Origin of the sequence: Burkholderia pyrrocinia, assembly GCF_018417535.1 — a bacterium.
In the GTDB taxonomy this organism is placed as follows: domain Bacteria; phylum Pseudomonadota; class Gammaproteobacteria; order Burkholderiales; family Burkholderiaceae; genus Burkholderia; species Burkholderia pyrrocinia_E.
The window spans coordinates 2,647,479-2,667,018 of sequence record NZ_CP070977.1 but is presented as its reverse complement, the minus strand read 5'-3'; the positions used below and the strand labels follow the sequence as shown (position 1 = coordinate 2,667,018).

Here is a 19,540-nt window from a genome sequence, read left to right as displayed (position 1 = left end):
TCAGTCGATCGGAATCAGCAGGGTGGCGGTGACGCCATGCGCGGCGCCGGCATTCGTGTCGACGGTGACGCGGCCGCGCTCGCCATGCAGCGTCCTGATGCGCGCAGCGACGTTGACGAGCCCGACGCCGCCATGCAGGCGCGTGTCGCCGTTGCCGAGACCGACGCCGGTGTCGATCACATTCAATTCGAGCATGTCGCCTCGCATCCTTCCGCGAACGACGATCACGCCGCCGTCGATCGACGGCTCGATCCCGTGCAGCAACGCATTCTCGACGAGCGGCTGCAGCAGCAGCGGCGAGAACGGCAACGTGTGCAGATCCGCCGGCACGTCGATCGCATACGACAGCCGCTCGTCGAGCCGGATCGACGCGATTTTCAGCAATGCCTCGACGAGTTCGAGCTCCTCGCCGAGCGTCGACGTCGCATTGCGCGTGCGTCGGAGGCTCGCACGCAGGTAACGGTTCAGGCTGTCGAGCATCGTCGTTGCGCGCGCCGGATCGCGCTCGATCAGGCTCTGCACGTTCGCGAGCGTATTGAACAGGAAATGCGGCTCGATCTGAGCCTGCAGCAGCGCCAGGCGTGCGGCCGTCTCGGCCTGGCGCGCTTCGGCGGCCTCGCGGCGCTCGGTTTCGAGCGTCGCGCGCATGCGCATGGACTGCAGGAACAGCGACACGCACACGAACAGGGTGGCCGACACGAGGAACGACGGCCCGTAGTTGTCCCACGTGACGATCCGTGCCGCACCGAACACATGCGGCACCTTCCCGCCGACGATTGCCGCCGCGATCTCGAAACCGGCGAAGACGCTGACCGGCGCGATCACGACGGCCTTCAGCGCGAGCCCCGATACGCGTGGCAGCAGCCGGTTGGCGGCAATACTCAACAGCAGCGCGCAGAAGCCGATGGCGTTGGCGACGACGAGATAGGGGACAACAGGTTCGTCGAAATGGATGACCCAGAAGCCCAGGCCGACGACCGAGTTGAAGCACGCAAACCCGAGCAGCGCCATCGGATCGCGCAGCCATCGCGGCGCGCGGCCGGCAGGCGGCGGCGGAATCGGCGAAGTGTCGGGCGTGGCTCGCATGATGTCGGGTGAGGGTGGGTGCGTGATGCGCGTATGGCCTGACCTTACCGCCGGATGCGCCGACCGTGCGCGAGTTGCGACGAACGGCACACGGCTTCGACGAAGTGCATCGGTCGCCGACGGTTGGCCGGTTTCCGTCACGAGTGTAGTGGAACGCGTTGCGGAAGGACATCGGGCGGCGCCGGTTTCGCGCCGCGCACGAAACGCCGATCAGTCGTCGAAGCGGGGCCTTTCAGATGTTGTCGGCTGCCGGATTCGATGATGCGCGAATCTTCCCGGCTTGCCGAACGACCGTCGCCACGATGCGCGATTCGTCCGCGAATTCCTGCTTCCCGTCGCAAGCCGCGCCGCCGGAACGGACCGGGCAGTACGGTGTAACCGTGTCCACTCCGATCAGGCGACTCCGACCATGTCCGCGCTCTTTCACCTGAAGCCTTACGTGTACGTGATGTTCTGCGTGCTGCTCTACATCGGCATCAAACGCTGTTTTCCGCGCGAGGTGCCGGCGGCACGACCGCTGATCTCGCCCGTCGCGTTCGGGATGCTCGGCATCGTCAGCCTGAACGGACGCTTTCCGAACGCCGGCATCGACGTGAATGCGATCGCGCTGGCTGCTGTCCTGACCGGCGCGGCGCTGGGCTGGCTGCATGCGAGCCGCTGGCGGCTCGCGTACCGTGCGACGCCGTCGGGCATGCGCGTGCGCCTGCCCGGCGATGCGAGCCTGCTCGTCACGCTGATGCTGACCTTCGTCGCCGAAACCTGCATGCATTATGCGGTCGCCGCACGCGAGCCGTGGGCGGCGGCGAGCGGCTTCGTGATGCTGTCGTTCGCGGTGTGGGGCGTACTCGTCGGGATGCCGCTCGGTCGTGCGGTGAACGTGGTCGTGCGCTGCATGCGCCATGCGGGTGAATCGGCGCGTAGCGGCATCCCGTATTCGATCGATCCGCGCTGACGGGCGCGAAACGGAGAGCGGGAAAGCGGGAAAGCGGGAAAGCGGGAAAGCGGGAAAGCGGGAAAGCGGGAAAGCGGGAAAGCGGGAAAGCGGGCGGCTGGCGGCCACGAACGCGAGGCAGTTCATCATCGGCAACCGGATCGGCATCGAGCCGAACGCGCGTGTGACGCGCGATGTTGTGCCCCCGTTTTGCTGTCACGGTCGCGTCACGATGCGCCCATAAGGTTGCACGTTCCCGTCGCGGCGCCATCGCCGGAACCGGGGCGTGCGCAACCTGCTTCCGACGACGTGCCCGCGTCGCAGGCGGGCCACCGGGATCTCGCTCCCGGTGGCGCACCGTTCATGCATCCCACCATTTCATTCGAAAACAGGATCGACGCCGATTCGAACCGGATCGCGGACGATCAGGAGACAGGACCATGCTGAGTCCGCATGAATTCTCGATGCTGCTGCGCATTGCACGTACGCCGGACAGCGTCGATCAATCGAATCCGGCCTTCGCCGTGCTGGTCGAAAAGCGGCTGGTCGTCGATACGCAGGTGCGCATGAGCACGGTGGCGGCGCGCCCGGCGCTGACGCCGATCGGCCAGATGCTGCTGGCGCGCTTCGACGAAGCGGCCTGAGAGGAAGCGTCACGCCTTCATCGAGGCAAAGGGCGTGACGCGTTGAAACGCCGAGCCGCTTACTGCGCGACCGGCACCGTCACGTCGCTGCCGAACCAGTGCATCGAGATCTTCTTCAGCGTGCCGTCCTTTTGCAGCGAAGCCAGCGCGTCGTTGATCGCCTTCTCGAACTTCGGGTTGCCCTTGCGGAACGGGATCGCCATTTCCTGCTTGCCGCCGTTCAGCACCGCGCCCGCGCGCAGCGGCAGGTTCGACGTCTTGATCATGTACGGCAGCATCAGGCGATCGTCGAGCGTCGCCTCGATCCGGCCCGCGGCGAGGTCGCGCAGCTTCTCAGGCGCGCCCGGATACGTCTGCACCTCGATGCCCGGCACGGTGCGCGCCATCTGGTCGTAGTTGGTGCCGAGCGTCACGCCGAGCTTCTTGCCCTTGAAATCGTCGAGCGACTTGAAGTTGCGGGTGTCGTCCTTGCGCTGGATCAATTGCGCGGCCGAGTACGTGTACGGCTGGCTGAAGTCGAGCGCTTCCTTGCGCTGCGGCGTGATCGTGACCTGGTTGACGATCACGTCGAACTTGCCGGCCTGCAGGCCCGCGATGATGCCGCTCCATTCGGTCGGGATGAATTGCGTCTTCACTCCGAGCTTGCCGGCGACCGCGTTCGCGATGTCGACGTCGAAACCCTCGAGCTGGCCCGACGTGCCGCGCGAGTTGAACGGCGGATACGTGCCTTCGAGGCCGACGCGCAGCACGCCGGCTTTCTTCACGGAATCGAGCAGGTCGTCCGCGTGCGCGGCGACGGCCGTGAAGCCGAGGGCCGACGCGAGCAGCAGGCCTGACAGCAGGAACTTCGAACGTTTCATCTCAGATCTCCAGTGTTCAGTATGGTGTTGTGGCGAGCGCCGGGCGCCGGCCGGGCCCGGTGGGCCGCAACACGGGCACGTAGACACTACTCGCAACCGCGCCGCGCCGAAAGTCGAATTGGCCCTGATTGCGATCGATTTCATGCGGGGGAAGGCGGCAGAGTTCCGGTGGCGTGGACAGGGATCGATCCGGCTGAGGGCGAGCAATTCGGTGAGCGGTCCCGCTCGGACATTTTCCGATTGCACCTGAAATGCTCTTTTAAATCAGGTCATATTTCGGGTTCGTGCCGTAATTCGTCTGTAAAATCGCGCGAGCGAAGTCCAGTGCTCGCGCCATCCGAGGGCGCGTCAAAAGAAGAAAAGGCCGTTGCCATGAACATGCAGAACACAATTGCCGCACTGCGCGGCGGGTTGCTTCAGCAGGACCGGCTGCTGAAGCTCGATACGCCGTTGGGGGCCAATGTCCTGACCGTGCAGCGGGCGGTCGGCCGTTCGCGCATCGGGCGCGCGTACGAGTTCACGCTCGACGTGTTGTCGACGGACAGCGATCTGGAACTAAAAAGGCTGATCGCGCAGCCCGTCACGTTGTGGATCCAGCAGGGCGATCGCAGCTACCGACCGATCAACGGGTACGTGCATACCGCGCGCCGGCTGGGTGCCGACGGCGGGCTTACGACCTATCAGCTTGTGTTCGCCGATTTCACGCATTTCCTGAAGTTCCGCCGCGATCAGCGGCTCTGGAGCGACACGACCGTCGACCAGATCATCTCCGACGTGCTGAACAAGCATCCGCAGGCGCAGGGCCATTTTCGCTTCGCGCTGTCGAAGCCGCTGCCGAACCGTTCGTACACGCGCCAACACGACACCGACTGGCATTTCGTGCATCGGCTCATGGAGAACGAAGGGCTCTACTGTGCATGGCAGCAGGCCGACGACGGGAAGTCGCATACGCTCGTGATCACCGACAACCTTCAGGCGTTCGCGCCGTTGTCGCCGGAGGCCGTGCGCTTCTATCACGGCGGCGCGGCCAGCGAGGCCGACGCGTTCACGCAATGGTCGGGCACGCGTACGCTGCAGAGCGTCACGCGATCGACGCGCACGTTCGACTACAAGAATCCTTCGCAGCCGGCGAACCCGAAAGGCACGTCGTTGCCGACGATGGGCGGCCAGGGCGAGTTGCCCGACCAGCTCGAAGTCTACGAGTACACGGGCGCTTATACGTATCTGGACCAGACGCGCGGCGACCATCTGACGAAGGTCAGGATGGAGGAATGGGAGTCGCAGGCAAAGCGCTTCCATGGCGCGGGCGGCGTGCGCGCGATCGATGCGGGCCGACGCTTCACGCTGGCCGACCATCCCGAGCACGATCTCGATCCCGCCGATCAGCGCGAATTCGCCGCGATAGCGGTGGTGTGGTGGATCGAGAACAACCTGCCCGTCGCGATCGACAGCGCGGACTTTCCATACAGCCTGCGCGAGGCATTGACGCAGGCACAGGAAGGTTACGGCGCCGATCCCGCGTTTCGCGTGCCGCACGATGATGGGTCGGCCGGCTTTTATCTCGTCGAAGTCGAAGCGCAACGCGCGAGCGTGCCGTATCGCAGCCCGTTCGAGCATCGCAAGCCGGAGATGCACCTCGAGACGGCGATCGTTGTCGGGCCGCAGGGCGAGGAAGTCTATACCGACGCGTTGAACCGGATTCGCGTGCAGTTCGTGTGGGACCGCCTGAATCCGGGCAACGAGAACGCGTCGTGCTGGGTGCGCGTCGTGCAGTCGGATACGGGGGGCGGCTACGGCGGCGTGCACGTGCCGCGCATCGGCGAGGAAGTGCTGATCGACTACGTCGGCGGCGACTGCGACCGGCCGCTTGCGGTCGGGCGCGTGTACAACGGCGCGAACCAGCCGCAGTGGCATACCGACGGGATCCTGTCCGGATATCGGTCGAAAGAGTATTCGGGCGGCGGCTACAACCAGCTCGTGATGGACGACGCGACCGGGCAGAACCGCGTCCAATTAATGAGCAGCAGCGCGAACAGCCTGCTGCATCTCGGCTACATCATCGACCAGAGCGGCAATTCGCGCGGCTCGTATCTCGGCAGCGGGTTCGACTTGCGCTCGGATGCGTATGGCGCGGTGCGGGCGAGCCAGGGCCTGTACGTGACCACGCATCCGAAGTCGGCGAACAGCCAGCCGCTCGACGTGAAGGAAGCGCAGCAGCAGCTCGTGACGGGCGAGAGCCTTATCGAGGCCCTGTCGGGCGTGAGCGAGCAGCATCAGGCGGAAAGCCTGAAGGACGCGCAGGACACGATGCGTGCGTTCACCGACGCGACGCAGGACAGCGCATCGGGTAGCGCGTCCGGCGGGCGCACGGCCGGCGGCGGCACCGGCAACGCGAACGCGTTCAAGGAACCGGTGATGCTGTTCGGCAGCCCGTCGGGAATCGGGATGTCGACGCAGCAGTCGGTGCACGTGGTCGCGAACGATCATGTGAACGTCGCGAGCGGGCAGAGCGTGCATGTTGCGGCAGGCAAGTCGCTGCTGGCGAGCATCGGGCAGAAGCTGAGCCTGTTCGCGCAGAACGCGGGGATGAAGCTGTTCGCGGGCAAGGGCAAGGTCGAGATCCAGGCGCAGTCGGACAACGTCGAGGTGACTGCGCAGAAGGCGGTGAAGATCGTGTCGGCGACTGACCGGATCGAGATCGCGGCCGATCAGGGAATTCTGCTGACGAGCGGCGGTGGGTATATCCGGATCCAGGGCGGGAACATCGAGATTCATACGCCGGGTGCGGTGGATGTGAAGGGGGCGTCGCATACGTTCGCGGGGCCGGCGAGCATGGGGTATCCGCTGCCGAGTCCGCGGCCGGATCAGCCGGGGCAGTTGGAGTTGTTGCACAAGTACGTGAACGGCGAGGCGGTCAAGGGCGGGTTGTTCACGGTGAAAGACGTGAACGGAGCGGTACTGAAGAAGGGCGCGCTCGACAATAGCGGCCATACGGTCGTGAGCGGCTTGCCGCCCGGCGCGGTGCGCGTCGAGTTCGGGAAGGACCCGCGCGAGTCGGATCAGCCGGCGAACTACTTCAAGCAGGCGAAGTGGCCGGCCGAGCCCCTCACGCCTTCGCCCGAGGCTGCGCAGTCCGCGGCAACGGGGCAGCTTGCTAGCCAGTTGCAGGGGATGGCGCCTGCCGCGGCGACGGCTGCCATGGGACTCGCGAGCGGCGGCGGGGCGGGCGCTGCGCTGGGCGGGCTGGCGAGTTCCGCGTTGCCGGCTGCGGCGAGTGCGCTCGGCGGTGCGGGCGTGGCCTCAGCGTTGCAGGCGGGCTCGAGCCTGGGCAGCGCCGCGAAGCAGGTGGCCGGAATGGTGCAGGCAGCACGGCAAGGCGGGCTCGCGGCGCTGGCCGCGCCGGCTGCGAATGCGGCATCCGGAGCGCTGCAGGGTGCATTGCCCGGTGTCTCCGGGATCGCGGGCAAGGGCGCGGCGACAGTGGCGTCGGCTGCGGGCGTGACGGGCATGAAGCTGCCGACGAGCGGGTTCGGCGGACCGCTGAAATCCTGAGAGGGCGGCGCGTCAGCCGTCAAGAACAACTAAATCGCGATTTGAACGAAAAACGACATGGCACAACAACTACCACCGGGCGCCGAGAAGGAACAGGCCGTTACCTGGCTCAGTGATGTTTCGCCCAAGGACGTCGCCGCAGTCGGCAACCGCTTCGACGCATGGTTGCGCCGGATCAGCGGCAACCACATCACGTTCGAGGACGTGAAGACGTTTGCCGGTGCCGTGCCGATCGTCGGCAACATCATGGCGATGGTCGACGCGCTTGGCGATATTGCCGAAATTGTTGAGAAGCGCGGCGGTCAAGTGCTCGATTACATGAGCCTCGCGATCAACCTGCTCGGCATCATTCCGATTCCGCCGACGCTCGCGCCGTTCCGGATGTCGGCGCGCCCGCTGCTCGCGCTCGTTCGTCACGAATTGCTGATGACGCGCAACAATCTCGGCGCGGCGATCATCTCCGTGCTGGTCACGCATGTCAACGCGACCTGCGCGACCGAGATCGAGGATTTTCTCAACAAGCTGAAGGCCGGCCTCGTCGAGCTGCTCAACGGATGCGCGTCGAAATCCGAGGAGCTTATGATTGCGCTGGCGACCGGCATGGACAAGGCGCTGCACGGGCAGCTCTTCGATGCCAACGCCAATCTGAAACGCCAGCAACAGCTCGCGAATAAGATGTCGGACAACCGGCCGTGGTACAGCCCGAGTCGGGTCGGTGACGGCATCCAGTTCGCGTACGAGGGCACCAAGGCGCTCGGCAAGAAGGTCGCCAACAAGACTGCGGGCACGATGGCGAAGCTCGCGCCCGATGCCTGGCTCGAGCCGTTTCGCGGCACGGTGACATTCCTTCGGACCGAGGCACCGAAGATCGCGACGTCGATCCGTTCGCTCGCCGGCAGCGAAGAAGGCAAGATGATGTGGCTGGTGTTGCAGCTGATCGAGGCGGTCGGGCGCGTCAAGGCACGCGCGAAGCTTCATGAGCAGAGCGCCGATGTGAAGGCCAGCGGAAAGAGTCAGGCGAAGAAGACGCGCGAGCAGGAAGGGCTGGAGAAAACCAACGGGCAGGCGCCGGCCGAAGGGCCGGGGAAGAGCGCGTGCAAGGCATGCGGGCTTGGGTCGTCGCCGGCATCGATCGATTTCGCGTTCGGTAACGAGACGTTCTCGCATGTGGATTTCGACCTGCCGGGTGCGCTGCCGCTCGTTTGGGAGCGTACCTATCGTTCCCGACTGTCTGCGTATGACGACGGCGAATTCGGTGCGCGATGGATCACGCCCTATACGACGCGTATCGACATCAGGAATGGTCAGTGGATCTATCGCGATGCGGAGGGGCGCAGCATCGACTATCCCGCGCTCGCGGCGGGGGCTGTGCACGACGATCTGTCGGAGAACCTGACGCTGTCGCGACTCGACGATACGTGGGTGACGATCGCATACGGCCATGCCGTGCTGCATGTGTACGAGCGTCGCGGCGACGCGTTCCGGCTCGCGATGCAGAAAGATCGCGCCGGAAACACGATCACGCTGGACTACGATGCACTTGATCGCCTTGTGCGCCTGATCGATGCGAACGGCAATGTGCTTGCGTTCGAGCACGACCGGCATGGGCGGATCGTACAGATCGAGCACGTGTTGAAGGGCGGCGAGCGCCACCTGCTGGCGAGCTACGAATACGACGCGAACGGCGATCTCGTGCGCGCGGTCGATCGCCACGGCAATGTGCGAACCTATCAGTATCACCGTCACCTTGTGACGCGCTATACCGATCGCACCGGTCGCGGAATGATGCTTGAATGGGAAGGCGCGGACGCCGACGACAATGCGGACGCGAAGTGCGTCCGCGAATATGCGGATGACGGCAGCCTCGACATCCGGCTCGCATGGAATCCCAACATCCGCCTGACTTACGTGACCGACGCGCTGGGTCAGATGACGCGGTACTACTTCAACATTCACGGCTATGTGTACCGGATCGTGTATCCGGACGGCAATCAGGAGTGGTTCCGGCGCGATGCGCATCACAATCTGGTGCTGCATATCCGTCAGGACGGCAGCATTGAACGCCGTGAATACGATGCGCGCGGTAACCTCGTTCGGCATGAACGGGCGGACGGCAGCATTGTCGAGATGGCGTACGACGACAAGGATCAGATGGTGCGGCTCGTCGATCCGAACGGGCATGTGTGGCAGCGCAAGTACGACGACGCGGGCAACCTCGTCGAGGAAATCGATCCGCTCGAGCATTCGACGAAGTACGAATACAACGACAACGGGTTGCCGACGCAGATTACCGATGCGAAGGGCGGCTCGAAGACGCTTGAATACAACGACGCCGGGCAGATCACAAGCTACACGGACTGCTCCGGGAAAAAGACGGAGTGGCGCTACGACGATACGGGCCGCGTGATCGAGACAAAAGATGCGGCGGGCGGCGTGGTTGCGTATCGCTACGGCCCGAACGGGCAGCTCACCGAAGTTCGCTCGCCTGCCGGTGTCGAGCAGGTGCAATACGATGCCGAAGGCCGTCTGTTGCGGCATACCGATCAACTCAATCGCTCGACGCGATACGGCTACGACGCCGTTGGCCGTATCGCGAGCCGCGCAGACGCGCTGGGCCAGACGATCGCGTATCGCTACGATCGCCTCGGCAGGCTGACTGCGCTGACCGATGCCAACTTTGCGACGTACCAGTTCCACTATGATCCGGCTGGGCGGCTGATCGAGGAAGTCGGGTTCGACGGCAAGTCGACGCGCTATCAATACGATCCGGACAGCGGCAGCCTTGTTTCGGTTGATGAGGCGGGTTGCGTGACGTCGATCGACGTCGATGCGAACGGCCGGCTGCTGAAGCGTGTCGCGGGGGAGAGCGAGGAGCGATTTGCCTACGACCCGAACGGCCGGCTGATTGACGCGGTGAATCGATACAGCCGTGTGCAGTTCTTCTTCGATCCGGTCGGCAATCTTGTGCGCGAACATCATGCGTACGATCTGTTCGGCGAGCGATGCAGCTATGTGTGGCATCACGAATACGATGAACTTGGCAATCGGCGACGGACCGTACGCCCGGATGGTCATGTGATCGACTGGCTGATGTATGGCTCCGGGCACGTGCACGGGATGCTGCTGGATGGCGAGGAGCGCGTGCACTTCGAGCGCGATGACCTTCATCGCGAGACGGTGCGGATGCTGTCGAGCAAGGTCGGGCAGCACACGATGTATGACCTCGCGGGCCGCGTGTTGCAGCAGACCCTTCAGCGGACGACATCGCCGGCGCCGTTGTCCGAGCGGCGGTATCGCTATGATACGACGGGGCAATTGTTGCGCATCGAGGATAGCCGTAAGGGCGGGGCGGACTATCGCTACGACCCGGTCGGACGATTGATCGAGGCGATCAGCCCGGCAGGAAAGGAGCGGTTTGCGTTTGATCCGGCGAGCAACCTTATCGATCCTGCACGGCAGGAGACGGTACAGCACGCGCGATCGAGCCCGGTGAGGCCGGTAAATACGCTACCGGTCGAGGTACCGAAGGTACTTGGCAACCTGCTGAAGGCGTATGCCGGGATGCATTTCGAGTACGACGTGCGGGGGAATTTGACCAGCAAGCATACTCCGGCGGGGGAGCACGAATATGAATGGGACGAGTTCAATCGTTTGTTGGCGGCGCGCGTTGCGGAGACGTCGCGGCAGAGCCAATCGCGCTATTTCTATGATGCGTTCGGCCGTCGAATCGCAAAAGAGGTGAACGGCGAACGAACTGTATTCGGGTGGGATGGAGACACGCTCGCATTTGAAAGCGATGGGGAACGTGGCACGCACTATATCTATGAACCGGGGACGTTCGTGCCACTGGCGCAGTACGTGGCTGAACCGGTGGGGGGAATTGCGACGCCGGAATGGAAGAGCACCGACCGGTACGTGCCGGAGGACGATCCGCTGCAAAAGGTGCCGGAGCGGCGGGTAGAGGCCAAGCTGTTCTATTACCACTGTGACCAGATTGGTACGCCGCAGTTGCTGACGGATGACGACGGGGACGTAGTGTGGGAGGCTTCGTACAAGGCCTGGGGTGAAGCGCGGGAAGTGATCATGCGGTCGTCGAAGGCCGCCGGGATCGTGCCGAGGAATCCGTTGCGATTCCAGGGGCAGCAAGTCGATGAGGAGACGGGGCTGCACTACAACCGGCACAGGTACTACGATCCGACGTCGGGCCGCTTTGTTAGTAAGGATCCGATCGGACTGGCCGGGGGCACCAACGCTTTCCAATATGCGGAAAATCCTGTCACGTGGACGGACCCGCTTGGCCTTGCGTCGAAGCTCTTGTGCCCGCTTTGCTGTGATGGATCACACGGGCGATCAAACAAGCAGGAAAGATTGAAGGCCCTAGCTGACGATCCGTTGCAACCGAGTTGGGTTAGAGGTTGGGTCCGGAATGAATTGAGGCACATAGCTACCGGCAATCGCACGTCAGTTCGGCTACCAGGTAACTCACGAAACTCTCGGACGCCCGGTAAGGAACTCGCTCATGGCCGGGAGACCGAAGCAAAGGATGGTTATTGCTACAGGCACTCTGAGTTGCAAGACGCCGACCTGCATAAGACTCAGCACCAAATCGGAGGCTATTGATGACAGCACATCCAAAGAAGATAGAGAACGTGTTGCGACTCGATGCGCAGTCCCGATGCGAATATTTCGTCCGCAAGGTCGCCGACTTCGAAGTTGTCTGGAGCCTATTCGACAAGGGATGGGCCACAGCCTCCGCTGGCACTGCGACAGTAGTGCCTTTCTGGCCCGAAGAGGCGTTCGCAAAGCTATGCGCAACCGATGAATGGCAAGGATTTTATCCAAAGGAAATCGCACTAGACGAGTTTCTAGGGCGATGGCTACCAGGGATGGCGAACGATCACAGGATTTGTGCTGTCTTTGCGACACCGAGTGATCGCGGGACACTCCTGCCGCCGATGGACCTCGATAAGTTGATCAGACGGGAACTCGAGCAATACGAGTAATGCTGTCGAGGAGATCGTCACGGAATTTCGCTGGGCGGTACGGTTCAGGTTGCTAAATTAAGGATGTCAACGTGACAGCTCGTCAACAATTTCAGAAAGCGCTGATGCTTCTGGATAGAGGGGCTATTGACCGCGGTGAAGCCACTTTGCGCCAAGTGATTGTGGATGCCGTGCACGAGCCCGACCAGTTGGCGTTCGTTCAAGGATTAGTGTGCTTGGGCGATCTTCTATTTGAAACGTCACGGTCGATGGAGGCACGTCCCTTTTTGGAGCAGGCCTTGAAGGAGGTTCGAGACGACGACTTGTTGCCGAGACATTGCGGCAGAGTCTGTCACGGTACTTCTATGACGCATTTGGCCGCTGGATCGCGAAGGAGGTCAACCGCGAAGATCATCGACAACAGCGACTGATCAATCTCGCGGACACAGAGTTGGCATAATCACGGCTAGTCGACACGAGCACTTCAGCAAACCGCACGTGGACGACTGTTACGCCGTCAGCGGTGGAGAAGGGGGCTATCCGCCGCGATCTCACCACTACCCCGACGTATTCACCCCAGTTACAACCGCAATACCCATGTCGACAACCCTCGTGACCGCAGTGGCGCTGAAACACATCCTCGAACATCCTGGCGATTTCTCGGGGTGGCTTTATCTTCCACCGACGCCGTGGACGCCCGATACCGAGGGCGCATTCTCCGACGATACCAAGGGCGCGGACGACGCGATACCCGCGATCGCAATCCAACCCGGATGGCAGGTCACCTTGGACAGCGCGACGATCGAGGACATCGTGATCAACGCGCATGACCAGATCGACGAACCTACGCTTGCGCAGTTGTTCGATGCGTTCGTGTTCTACGTCGAAAACGACGCATTCATTCTTTTCTGACAACACGCAACGAGCGCGCCGAAACAAAAAAAGGACCGCCCGGCGGTCCTGTTTTCATGCAGCAACCTGCGCTGCTTACGGCAACGAAATCGTCAAATTAGCCGACTCCGGGCCCACCTTGATCACCTGCGAATAAGGCGCGAGCGCCTGCAGCGTCTTGTCCTTCAGGTAGGTGTTGAGCCCGAGGAACCCGAGCAGCGCCACCAGCGCGAACACGGTCCCGATCGCCCAAACCGGCACCTCGCGCTTCAACCGGTGCGCAATCTGATCCGGCAACGGCCAATGCGGCGCGAACGGCGCGCGCTTGCCCTTCATATGCGCGATCTCGTCGCCCAGCCGCGCCGTCAGGTAAGCCAGCTTCTCCGGCCCCTCGAGCAGATACTTGCCCTGGAACCCGAGCAGCAGGCACATATGAAATACCTCAAGCGACTGCAGCCGCGCCGCACCCTGCGCGCGGCACTCCTCGAGATACTGGAAGAACTTTTCGCCCGCGAGCTGCTCGCCGAACAGCACGAGCTGCAGCGGCCGGCGCTCCCAGTCCGCGCGAATCTTGAACTGCGACGACAGCACCATCTCGTCGATGGCCGCGCAGAACGCGAACTTTGCGCCGTACACATCCTCGGCGGCGATATTCAGCTTCTTCGCGCCGCGCTCGAAATCCGACAGGAATTCCTGGATCCGCGTGCTGAATTCGCTCGCGCTGTCCGGCTCGCGGCCGTTCTTGAGCAGGAACAGCATGAAGAAGCCGTCGTACAGCAGGTCGAGCAGCGAACGGGCCTGGAACGCGGCGTCCGTCGACGCCGGGGTATGCATGGGTGCCGGCGCGTTGTCGCCGAACAGTGAAGGCGCGTAGCTCATGATGTGACCGCGATCAGTTCGAATTTCAGGTCATTGATGCCAGTCGGTGCGTAGATCATCGCGGACTGGGCCTGCAGCATGCGCTCGTACAGCGCGCCGCGCGAATCGAGCGAGAAGTAGCACGCGCCGGGCCGCACCGGAATCGCGGGCGGCACCTGCGGCGTGTACGACAGCCGCACGCCGGGCATTGCCGACAGCACGAGCTTGTCGACGTCGTCGGGCGCGCCGACCTTGAAGCGGGCCGGCACCGCATCGACGAGCTCGACGCTCGGCATGTCCGCGGACACCGCCAGGTAGAACTCGGTCTTGTCGTCGATCTTGCCCGAATCGAGGCGGCCGAGGTGGAACGACGGACGCACCTCGTCGAGCGTGATCGCGAAGTAGCGCGTCGAGATCACGGTATCGAGCAGTTCGCGCAGCATCAGGTCGAGACGCGCAAAACTCGGGCCCGGATCGTCGTGGCGGTACACGGGGAGATCGGCGAGCGTATAGCCCTTCGAGAACGTCATCAGCTGGCCCGCGAGGCGCAGCAGTTCCTGGAACAGCCGCTCCGGATGCAGCGCCGCGTGCTGGTGCAGGTGCGCGAGCGTCGCGAAAGCGGCGTTCGCGGTGTGCAGCAGCCAGAACGACGCGATGTCGCCCGAGCGGAACTCGATGATGTTCTTCGACGGCTCGCGGTGGAAGCCGTACAGCGCGTTCACCTTCGCCTGCAGCGCGTCGACCAGCTGGCGCAGCCGCTGGTGCAGGATCGGCGACGCGTCGATCGCGAGGCACGGCGGCACGAAGCTGTCGTCGATCTCGAAACCGGACGTCGCGGTGCGGCGCACGCGCACGAGCGGCACCGACAGCAACTGGTCGCGCGGCTCGCTGTGCGCGATCAGCTTGACCTGCGTCTTCAGGAACGTGATGTCGGCTTCGGCGGCGTCGGTGAAGTTGTCGGCGACGCTCGTCTGCTCGCTGACGAAGCGCGTCATGAAGCCGGCGGCCGGATCGTCGCTGTAGTTGGTGCCGTTCTCGCGCAGCGGGTGCAGCGCGAGATAGAACACGAATTCGTTGATGCCGTCGGGCAGCGTGTCCAGCGCGATCGGCGGCGGCAGCTCGTCGGCCTGCGGCGCGGCGTACAGCGCGCCGTCCGGGAACACGAGCGCGAGTTCTGCAACCCGCAGCACGTTGCTGCCGAGTGCGTCGCGGTCGATGCGCACGGAGCGCACGCCCCAGTTGTACGGCTGGATCGCCTGGATGGACTCGAACAGGCGCGCCTCGTGGTAGGCGTCCTGTCGCTGAAAGTGTTGAGGCCGGAGGAACAGCCCTTCCCCCCACAGCACCTTGGCCGAATAACTCATGTCAAATCCGGTTAATGTGGCGTTGCGATGTAATCGATTTGTTCGTGCCCGAATTAAATCGCCAATTGTTAACTCTTGTTAATTGACATTCGTGCGTCATGCTTAACCGCAGGAGACCGAAGACAGCATATTCAGCGGTTGTGAAGGCGCACCCTGTTGCGGTGCAATGACGGTGCCATCGGTGACCGTCATCGCGCAATTATGCAGGCCGATGATTATGCCGGATTTCTCCGACTTCACCGGATCGAACGTCAGTTTCCATCGTTGTAGTGCGGGATCGCGGAACAGCGCGACGATGCCGAATGCCTGAGCTTCGCGCGAGACTCTCTCGGTCGCCGTATAGCGCTGGCCCGGAATCAGCGTGATTTCGCGCACATTCAGCAGGTCGGCGCCGAGCGCGGCCTTCTCCTTGGTCGGATCGGTGAACGCGTCGAACGGCGCCTGCTGGAACGACGTCGGATCTTTCAGCGTGTAGAGCCGCACGACGAGCGCGAGCGGCTTGTTGTCGGTCGCGGCATTCAGGTTCGGCGCGGCAGCGAGCGTGATCCCGAGGTTGCGCGGCGGCTTCTGCGCGTCCGGCAGGTCGGGCTTGCCGACGCCGGCGGCCTGCAACACGGCGCTCGCGGCCGAGCCGAGCAGCGGGGCGGCCGCGCATCCGGCCAGAAGGGCGCAGGCAACCAGCGGCAGCGCGTAGCGAATCATGGACGATCTCATCGTGTTTCCGGCGTGCCGCCTTTATCCCTGTCAAAACTGCCGGGTATTTTCGCGTTTGCCGCGTATGCCCGACATTGCACCGTTCAACTATTAAGCACGCCTGCGTCGCGGCAAGCGCCCGGAAATTTTTTCCGCCGCCCGGGCGGCGCGTCGCGCGACCAGTAAAACTTGCGCATTCCAGCCGAAGGAAAAACCGCTGCGAGCCCGCAGCGAGAGGCCATTGGAGGGGGTAGCGCCCGGTTTTAAAAGGAATTACTCTTCACACGACGATTGAATTATGAAAAATTGATCGGTACTATACCCGCGCGCTTCTTGCAAAGCAAAAGAACCAGATTCTCAACGATTTTAAAACTCACGCGCCGGTGGATATAACGATGAAAGACCGTCTCTTCGCAAAAATGTCTGGGGTAGTGGTGGCTTGCGGCGTGATCGCCGGCTGTGCGAGCCAGCCTCCCGTGCCGCCGACTGCCGAGGTGTTCAACAAGTCGCTGGCCGATGCGGACGCGGTTGCGAAGGCGGGTGACCAGGACAAGGCCCTCGGCCTGTACCAGCAGCTCGCGAAGTCGGACCCGACGCGCGAGGAGCCGTGGTCGCGCATCGCGCAAATCCAGTTCGCACAGAACCACTACGGCCAGGCGATCGTCGCCGCCCAGGAAGCGCTGCAGCGCGACGCGACCGATCGGCAGGCGAAGAGCGTGCTGGCCGTCGCCGGCCTGCGGATCGCGACGCAGTCGCTCGGCGAGTTGCGCCAGGATTCGTCGCTCGCGGGCGACGCGAAGTCCGATGCGCAGGCGCTCGCGAAGCAGTTGCGCGACACGCTGGGCGAATCGGCGCTGTTCCCGCCTGAAACGAAGACCGTGAAGCCGCGCCCGCCGCGCCGGATCGTCCATCGTCCGAAGGGCGGCGCTGCACCGGCAACCGAGGCAGCTGCGGCCGCGACCACCGCGCCGACGCCGCCCGCCACGCCGCAAAAGGGCGGCGCCGATCCGTTCAGCGCGCTGCGCAACTGACGCGAAAACCACAACTAACCTGGGAGCCGTCGATGGCCAAGAAAGAAAGCATTCAGAAAAGCTTGCAGAAAATACGGCCGCCGCGCGTCCAGCTGACCTATGAGGTCGAGAAGGGCGACGCGATCGAGGTGAAGGAACTGCCGTTCGTCGTCGGGGTTGTCGGCGATCTGGCGGGCCAATCCGAAATCGAGCAGCCGAAGCTGCGCGACCGCAAGTTCGTCAATATCGACCGCGACAACTTTGACGACGTGATGAAGGCGATCGAGCCGCGTGCCGCGTTCCAGGTGGAAAACCGCCTGAGCCCGGAAGGCGGCAAGTTCGCGGTCGACCTGAAGTTCCGCTCGCTGTCGGATTTCAGCCCGGACGACGTCGTCGAACAGGTCGAGCCGCTGCGCCGCCTGCTCGAGGCGCGCTCGAAGCTCGCCGACCTGCGCAACAAGCTCGCCGGCAACGACAAGCTCGAGGACCTGCTGTCCGAGGTGCTGAAGAACACGCAGCAGCTGCAGGAGCTCGCCAAGGGCACCGGCGGCGACAAAGACGGCGAATGACGACGGAGTGTTGAGATGAACCAGCAAACGGCTGCGGCCCAAGCCAGCGGCGCGGAATACGCCGCCGGGACCTCGCTGCTCGACGACATCGTCGAGAAGAGCAAGGTCGCGAAATCCGATTCCGAGCATGCGCGCGCGAAGGACCTGATCGGCGAACTCGTGCACCAGGTGCTCGACGGCACGGTGATCGTGTCGGACAACCTGTCGGCCACGATCGATGCGCGCGTCGCGGAACTCGACCGCCTGATCTCGACGCAGCTTTCCGCGGTGATGCACGCGCCGGAATTCCAGCGCCTCGAAAGCACGTGGCGCGGGATGGATTACCTGGTCAAGGAAAGCAATACGGGCCAGACGATCAAGATCAAGGCGCTGCACGCACCGAAGCGCGACCTCGTGCGCGATTTCAAGGGCGCGAGCGAGTTCGACCAGAGCGCGCTGTTCAAGAAGGTCTACGAAGAAGAATTCGGCACGTTCGGCGGCTCGCCGTTCGGTGCGCTGATCGGCGATTACGAGATCTCGCGCCAGCCGGAAGACATGTACTTCATCGAGCAGATGTCGCACGTCGCGGCGGCCGCGCACGCGCCGTTCATCGCGTCGGCGTCGCCCGAGCTGCTCGGCCTCGAGTCGTTCTCGGACCTCGGCAAGCCGCGCGATCTCGGCAAGGTGTTCGATACCGTCGAATACGCGAAGTGGAAGTCGTTCCGCGACGCCGAAGATTCGCGCTACGTCGGCCTGACGCTGCCGCGCTTCCTCGGCCGCCTGCCGTTCAATCCAAAGGACGGCCAGACCGCGGAAAACTTCAACTTCGTCGAGGACGTCGACGGCACCGATCACGACAAGTACCTGTGGTGCAACGCGTCGTGGGCATTCGCTGCACGCCTGACGGCCGCGTTCGACGACTTCGGCTGGTGCGCGGCGATCCGCGGCGTCGAAGGCGGCGGCCTCGTCGAGGATCTGCCGACCCACACGTTCAAGACCGACGACGGCGAAGTCGCGCTGAAGTGCCCGACCGAAATCGCGATCACCGATCGTCGCGAGAAGGAGCTGAGCGACCTCGGCTTCATCCCGCTCGTCCATTGCAAGAACTCAGATTACGCCGCGTTCTTCGCTGCGCAGTCGGTGCAGAAACCGAAGAAATACAGCACCGACAGCGCGAATGCGAACGCCGTCCTGTCCGCCCAGCTTCAGTACATCTTCTCGGTATCGCGCGTCGCGCACTACCTGAAGGCGATGATGCGCGACAAGATCGGCAGCTTCGCATCGGCGCAGAACGTGGAGACTTTCCTCAACCGGTGGATTTCGCAGTACGTCCTGCTCGACGATAACGCCTCGCAGGAACAGAAAGCGCAATTCCCGCTGCGCGAGGCATCCATACAAGTGTCGGAGATTCCGGGCAAGCCGGGCTCGTATCGTTCGGTCGCATTCCTGCGTCCGCACTTTCAGCTCGACGAACTCTCGATTTCTCTGCGACTTGTCGCTGATCTGCCCAAACCGGCAAATTCATAAGCGAGTAAATCGCCCGGGCGGGCCGCCTGGGTAGGACGTTAAAACCACCTCTTTGGGGAGTCGAAGGGCCATGTTACATATGCACTTGCAGTTTGGTAGTCCGGCGGTGAAGGGCGAATCCGCGGACAAAGACCATCAGGGCTGGATCGAACTGAAATCGTGGGATCACTCGATCGTTCAGCCGCGTTCGGCAACCGCATCGACCGCTGGCGGTCACACGATGACGCGTTGCGAGCACGGCGACATGATTTTCACGAAGGAAATCGATTCGTCGAGCCCGCTGCTGTACCAGCACGCTTCGGGCGGCACCACGTTCGACGAGGTGACGGTCCATTTCTCGCGCGCAGACGGTGAAGGCAAGCGCGTGCAGTATCTGGAAGTCAAGCTCAAGTACGTGATCATCTCGAGCATCGCCCCGAGCGTCCGCGAGGAAGGTCTGCCGCTCGAGACGTTCTCGCTGAAGTACGCGGCCGTGCAGTGGAAGCAAACCCAGCAGAAGATCGGCGGCAACCAGGGCGGCAACACGCAGGGCGCCTGGAGTCTGACGAAGAACGACAAGACCTACGCGGTCTAAGGTCGGTTGCGGCAACGGGG

16 protein-coding genes are annotated in these 19,540 nt (G+C 63.3%); 11 read left to right on the top strand and 5 right to left on the bottom strand.

Annotated elements, in window-relative coordinates; genetic code table 11:
- The gene (locus JYG32_RS12345) at nt 1-1,023 is read right to left on the bottom strand and encodes a sensor histidine kinase (protein ID WP_433960854.1); all 1,023 of its coding nucleotides are present in this window, start codon (nt 1,021-1,023) and stop codon (nt 1-3) included.
- Nucleotides 1,024-1,495: 472 nt separating this feature from the next.
- Here JYG32_RS12345 and JYG32_RS12340 point away from each other — a divergent pair, with 472 nt between their 5' ends.
- Both JYG32_RS12340 and JYG32_RS12335 read left to right on the top strand, forming a co-directional pair.
- Nucleotides 1,496-2,038, top strand: a complete 543-nt coding sequence (locus tag JYG32_RS12340) for a hypothetical protein (protein ID WP_213263692.1) — start codon at nt 1,496-1,498, stop codon at nt 2,036-2,038.
- Between the two features lie 419 nt (nt 2,039-2,457).
- On the top strand, nt 2,458-2,661 hold the full coding sequence (locus JYG32_RS12335) for a hypothetical protein (RefSeq protein ID WP_174379393.1): 204 nt from the start codon (nt 2,458-2,460) through the stop codon (nt 2,659-2,661).
- Nucleotides 2,662-2,720: 59 nt separating this feature from the next.
- On the opposite strand, the gene JYG32_RS12330 is transcribed toward JYG32_RS12335, so the two are convergent.
- Nucleotides 2,721-3,521: a transporter substrate-binding domain-containing protein gene (locus tag JYG32_RS12330; protein WP_174379394.1), complete on the bottom strand. Its 801-nt coding sequence runs from the start codon at nt 3,519-3,521 to the stop codon at nt 2,721-2,723.
- 372 nt (nt 3,522-3,893) lie between these two features.
- Here JYG32_RS12330 and tssI point away from each other — a divergent pair, with 372 nt between their 5' ends.
- From tssI to JYG32_RS12305, 5 genes are all read left to right on the top strand, one after another.
- Nucleotides 3,894-7,073: a type VI secretion system Vgr family protein gene (gene tssI, locus JYG32_RS12325; protein ID WP_213263691.1), complete on the top strand. Its 3,180-nt coding sequence runs from the start codon at nt 3,894-3,896 to the stop codon at nt 7,071-7,073.
- Between the two features lie 57 nt (nt 7,074-7,130).
- Nucleotides 7,131-11,693 carry an RHS repeat-associated core domain-containing protein gene (locus JYG32_RS12320; RefSeq protein ID WP_213263690.1) on the top strand — a complete coding sequence of 1,521 codons (4,563 nt, stop codon included), beginning with the start codon at nt 7,131-7,133 and terminating at the stop codon, nt 11,691-11,693.
- Nucleotides 11,693-12,076, top strand: a complete 384-nt coding sequence (locus tag JYG32_RS12315) for a DUF2750 domain-containing protein (RefSeq protein WP_213263689.1) — start codon at nt 11,693-11,695, stop codon at nt 12,074-12,076. The genes JYG32_RS12320 and JYG32_RS12315 overlap by 1 nt, the downstream gene beginning before the upstream one ends.
- Before the next feature lie 71 nt (nt 12,077-12,147).
- Nucleotides 12,148-12,486, top strand: a complete 339-nt coding sequence (locus tag JYG32_RS12310) for a hypothetical protein (RefSeq protein WP_213263688.1) — start codon at nt 12,148-12,150, stop codon at nt 12,484-12,486.
- A 166-nt stretch (nt 12,487-12,652) separates the two neighbouring features.
- Nucleotides 12,653-12,967, top strand: coding sequence for a DUF7716 domain-containing protein (locus JYG32_RS12305; RefSeq protein ID WP_174379444.1), 315 nt, complete (start codon nt 12,653-12,655; stop codon nt 12,965-12,967).
- Nucleotides 12,968-13,042: 75 nt separating this feature from the next.
- On the opposite strand, the gene icmH is transcribed toward JYG32_RS12305, so the two are convergent.
- The 3 genes from icmH to tssJ form a co-directional block, all read right to left on the bottom strand.
- Nucleotides 13,043-13,825, bottom strand: a complete 783-nt coding sequence (gene icmH / locus JYG32_RS12300) for a type IVB secretion system protein IcmH/DotU (protein WP_174379398.1) — start codon at nt 13,823-13,825, stop codon at nt 13,043-13,045.
- On the bottom strand, nt 13,822-15,168 hold the full coding sequence (tssK, locus tag JYG32_RS12295) for a type VI secretion system baseplate subunit TssK (RefSeq protein WP_174379399.1): 1,347 nt from the start codon (nt 15,166-15,168) through the stop codon (nt 13,822-13,824). The genes icmH and tssK overlap by 4 nt, the downstream gene beginning before the upstream one ends.
- A gap of 102 nt (nt 15,169-15,270) precedes the next feature.
- Nucleotides 15,271-15,882, bottom strand: coding sequence for a type VI secretion system lipoprotein TssJ (gene tssJ, locus JYG32_RS12290; protein ID WP_213263687.1), 612 nt, complete (start codon nt 15,880-15,882; stop codon nt 15,271-15,273).
- A gap of 374 nt (nt 15,883-16,256) precedes the next feature.
- On the opposite strand from tssJ, the gene JYG32_RS12285 reads away from it, so the two are divergent.
- From JYG32_RS12285 to JYG32_RS12270, 4 genes are all read left to right on the top strand, one after another.
- Nucleotides 16,257-16,892: a tetratricopeptide repeat protein gene (locus JYG32_RS12285; protein WP_213263686.1), complete on the top strand. Its 636-nt coding sequence runs from the start codon at nt 16,257-16,259 to the stop codon at nt 16,890-16,892.
- Between the two features lie 32 nt (nt 16,893-16,924).
- Nucleotides 16,925-17,440, top strand: a complete 516-nt coding sequence (gene tssB, locus JYG32_RS12280; RefSeq protein WP_069619456.1) for a type VI secretion system contractile sheath small subunit — start codon at nt 16,925-16,927, stop codon at nt 17,438-17,440.
- 15 nt (nt 17,441-17,455) lie between these two features.
- The gene (gene tssC, locus JYG32_RS12275; RefSeq protein ID WP_059236457.1) at nt 17,456-18,946 is read left to right on the top strand and encodes a type VI secretion system contractile sheath large subunit; all 1,491 of its coding nucleotides are present in this window, start codon (nt 17,456-17,458) and stop codon (nt 18,944-18,946) included.
- A 70-nt stretch (nt 18,947-19,016) separates the two neighbouring features.
- Complete coding sequence (locus JYG32_RS12270) at nt 19,017-19,520, top strand: Hcp family type VI secretion system effector (RefSeq protein ID WP_006477093.1); 504 nt, start codon at nt 19,017-19,019, stop codon at nt 19,518-19,520.
- Nucleotides 19,521-19,540: the final 20 nt, after the last annotated feature.

Coding starts and splice junctions, on each gene's coding strand:
- tssI (WP_213263691.1), top strand. CDS start 3,894: ATGAACATGCAGAACACAATTGCCGCACTGCGCGGCGGGTTGCTTCAG.
- JYG32_RS12320 (WP_213263690.1), top strand. CDS start 7,131: ATGGCACAACAACTACCACCGGGCGCCGAGAAGGAACAGGCCGTTACC.
- tssK (WP_174379399.1), bottom strand. CDS start 15,168: ATGAGTTATTCGGCCAAGGTGCTGTGGGGGGAAGGGCTGTTCCTCCGG.
- JYG32_RS12315 (WP_213263689.1), top strand. CDS start 11,693: ATGACAGCACATCCAAAGAAGATAGAGAACGTGTTGCGACTCGATGCG.
- JYG32_RS12340 (WP_213263692.1), top strand. CDS start 1,496: ATGTCCGCGCTCTTTCACCTGAAGCCTTACGTGTACGTGATGTTCTGC.
- tssB (WP_069619456.1), top strand. CDS start 16,925: ATGGCCAAGAAAGAAAGCATTCAGAAAAGCTTGCAGAAAATACGGCCG.
- tssC (WP_059236457.1), top strand. CDS start 17,456: ATGAACCAGCAAACGGCTGCGGCCCAAGCCAGCGGCGCGGAATACGCC.
- tssJ (WP_213263687.1), bottom strand. CDS start 15,882: ATGAGATCGTCCATGATTCGCTACGCGCTGCCGCTGGTTGCCTGCGCC.
- JYG32_RS12270 (WP_006477093.1), top strand. CDS start 19,017: ATGTTACATATGCACTTGCAGTTTGGTAGTCCGGCGGTGAAGGGCGAA.
- JYG32_RS12330 (WP_174379394.1), bottom strand. CDS start 3,521: ATGAAACGTTCGAAGTTCCTGCTGTCAGGCCTGCTGCTCGCGTCGGCC.
- JYG32_RS12305 (WP_174379444.1), top strand. CDS start 12,653: ATGTCGACAACCCTCGTGACCGCAGTGGCGCTGAAACACATCCTCGAA.
- icmH (WP_174379398.1), bottom strand. CDS start 13,825: ATGAGCTACGCGCCTTCACTGTTCGGCGACAACGCGCCGGCACCCATG.
- JYG32_RS12285 (WP_213263686.1), top strand. CDS start 16,257: ATGAAAGACCGTCTCTTCGCAAAAATGTCTGGGGTAGTGGTGGCTTGC.
- JYG32_RS12335 (WP_174379393.1), top strand. CDS start 2,458: ATGCTGAGTCCGCATGAATTCTCGATGCTGCTGCGCATTGCACGTACG.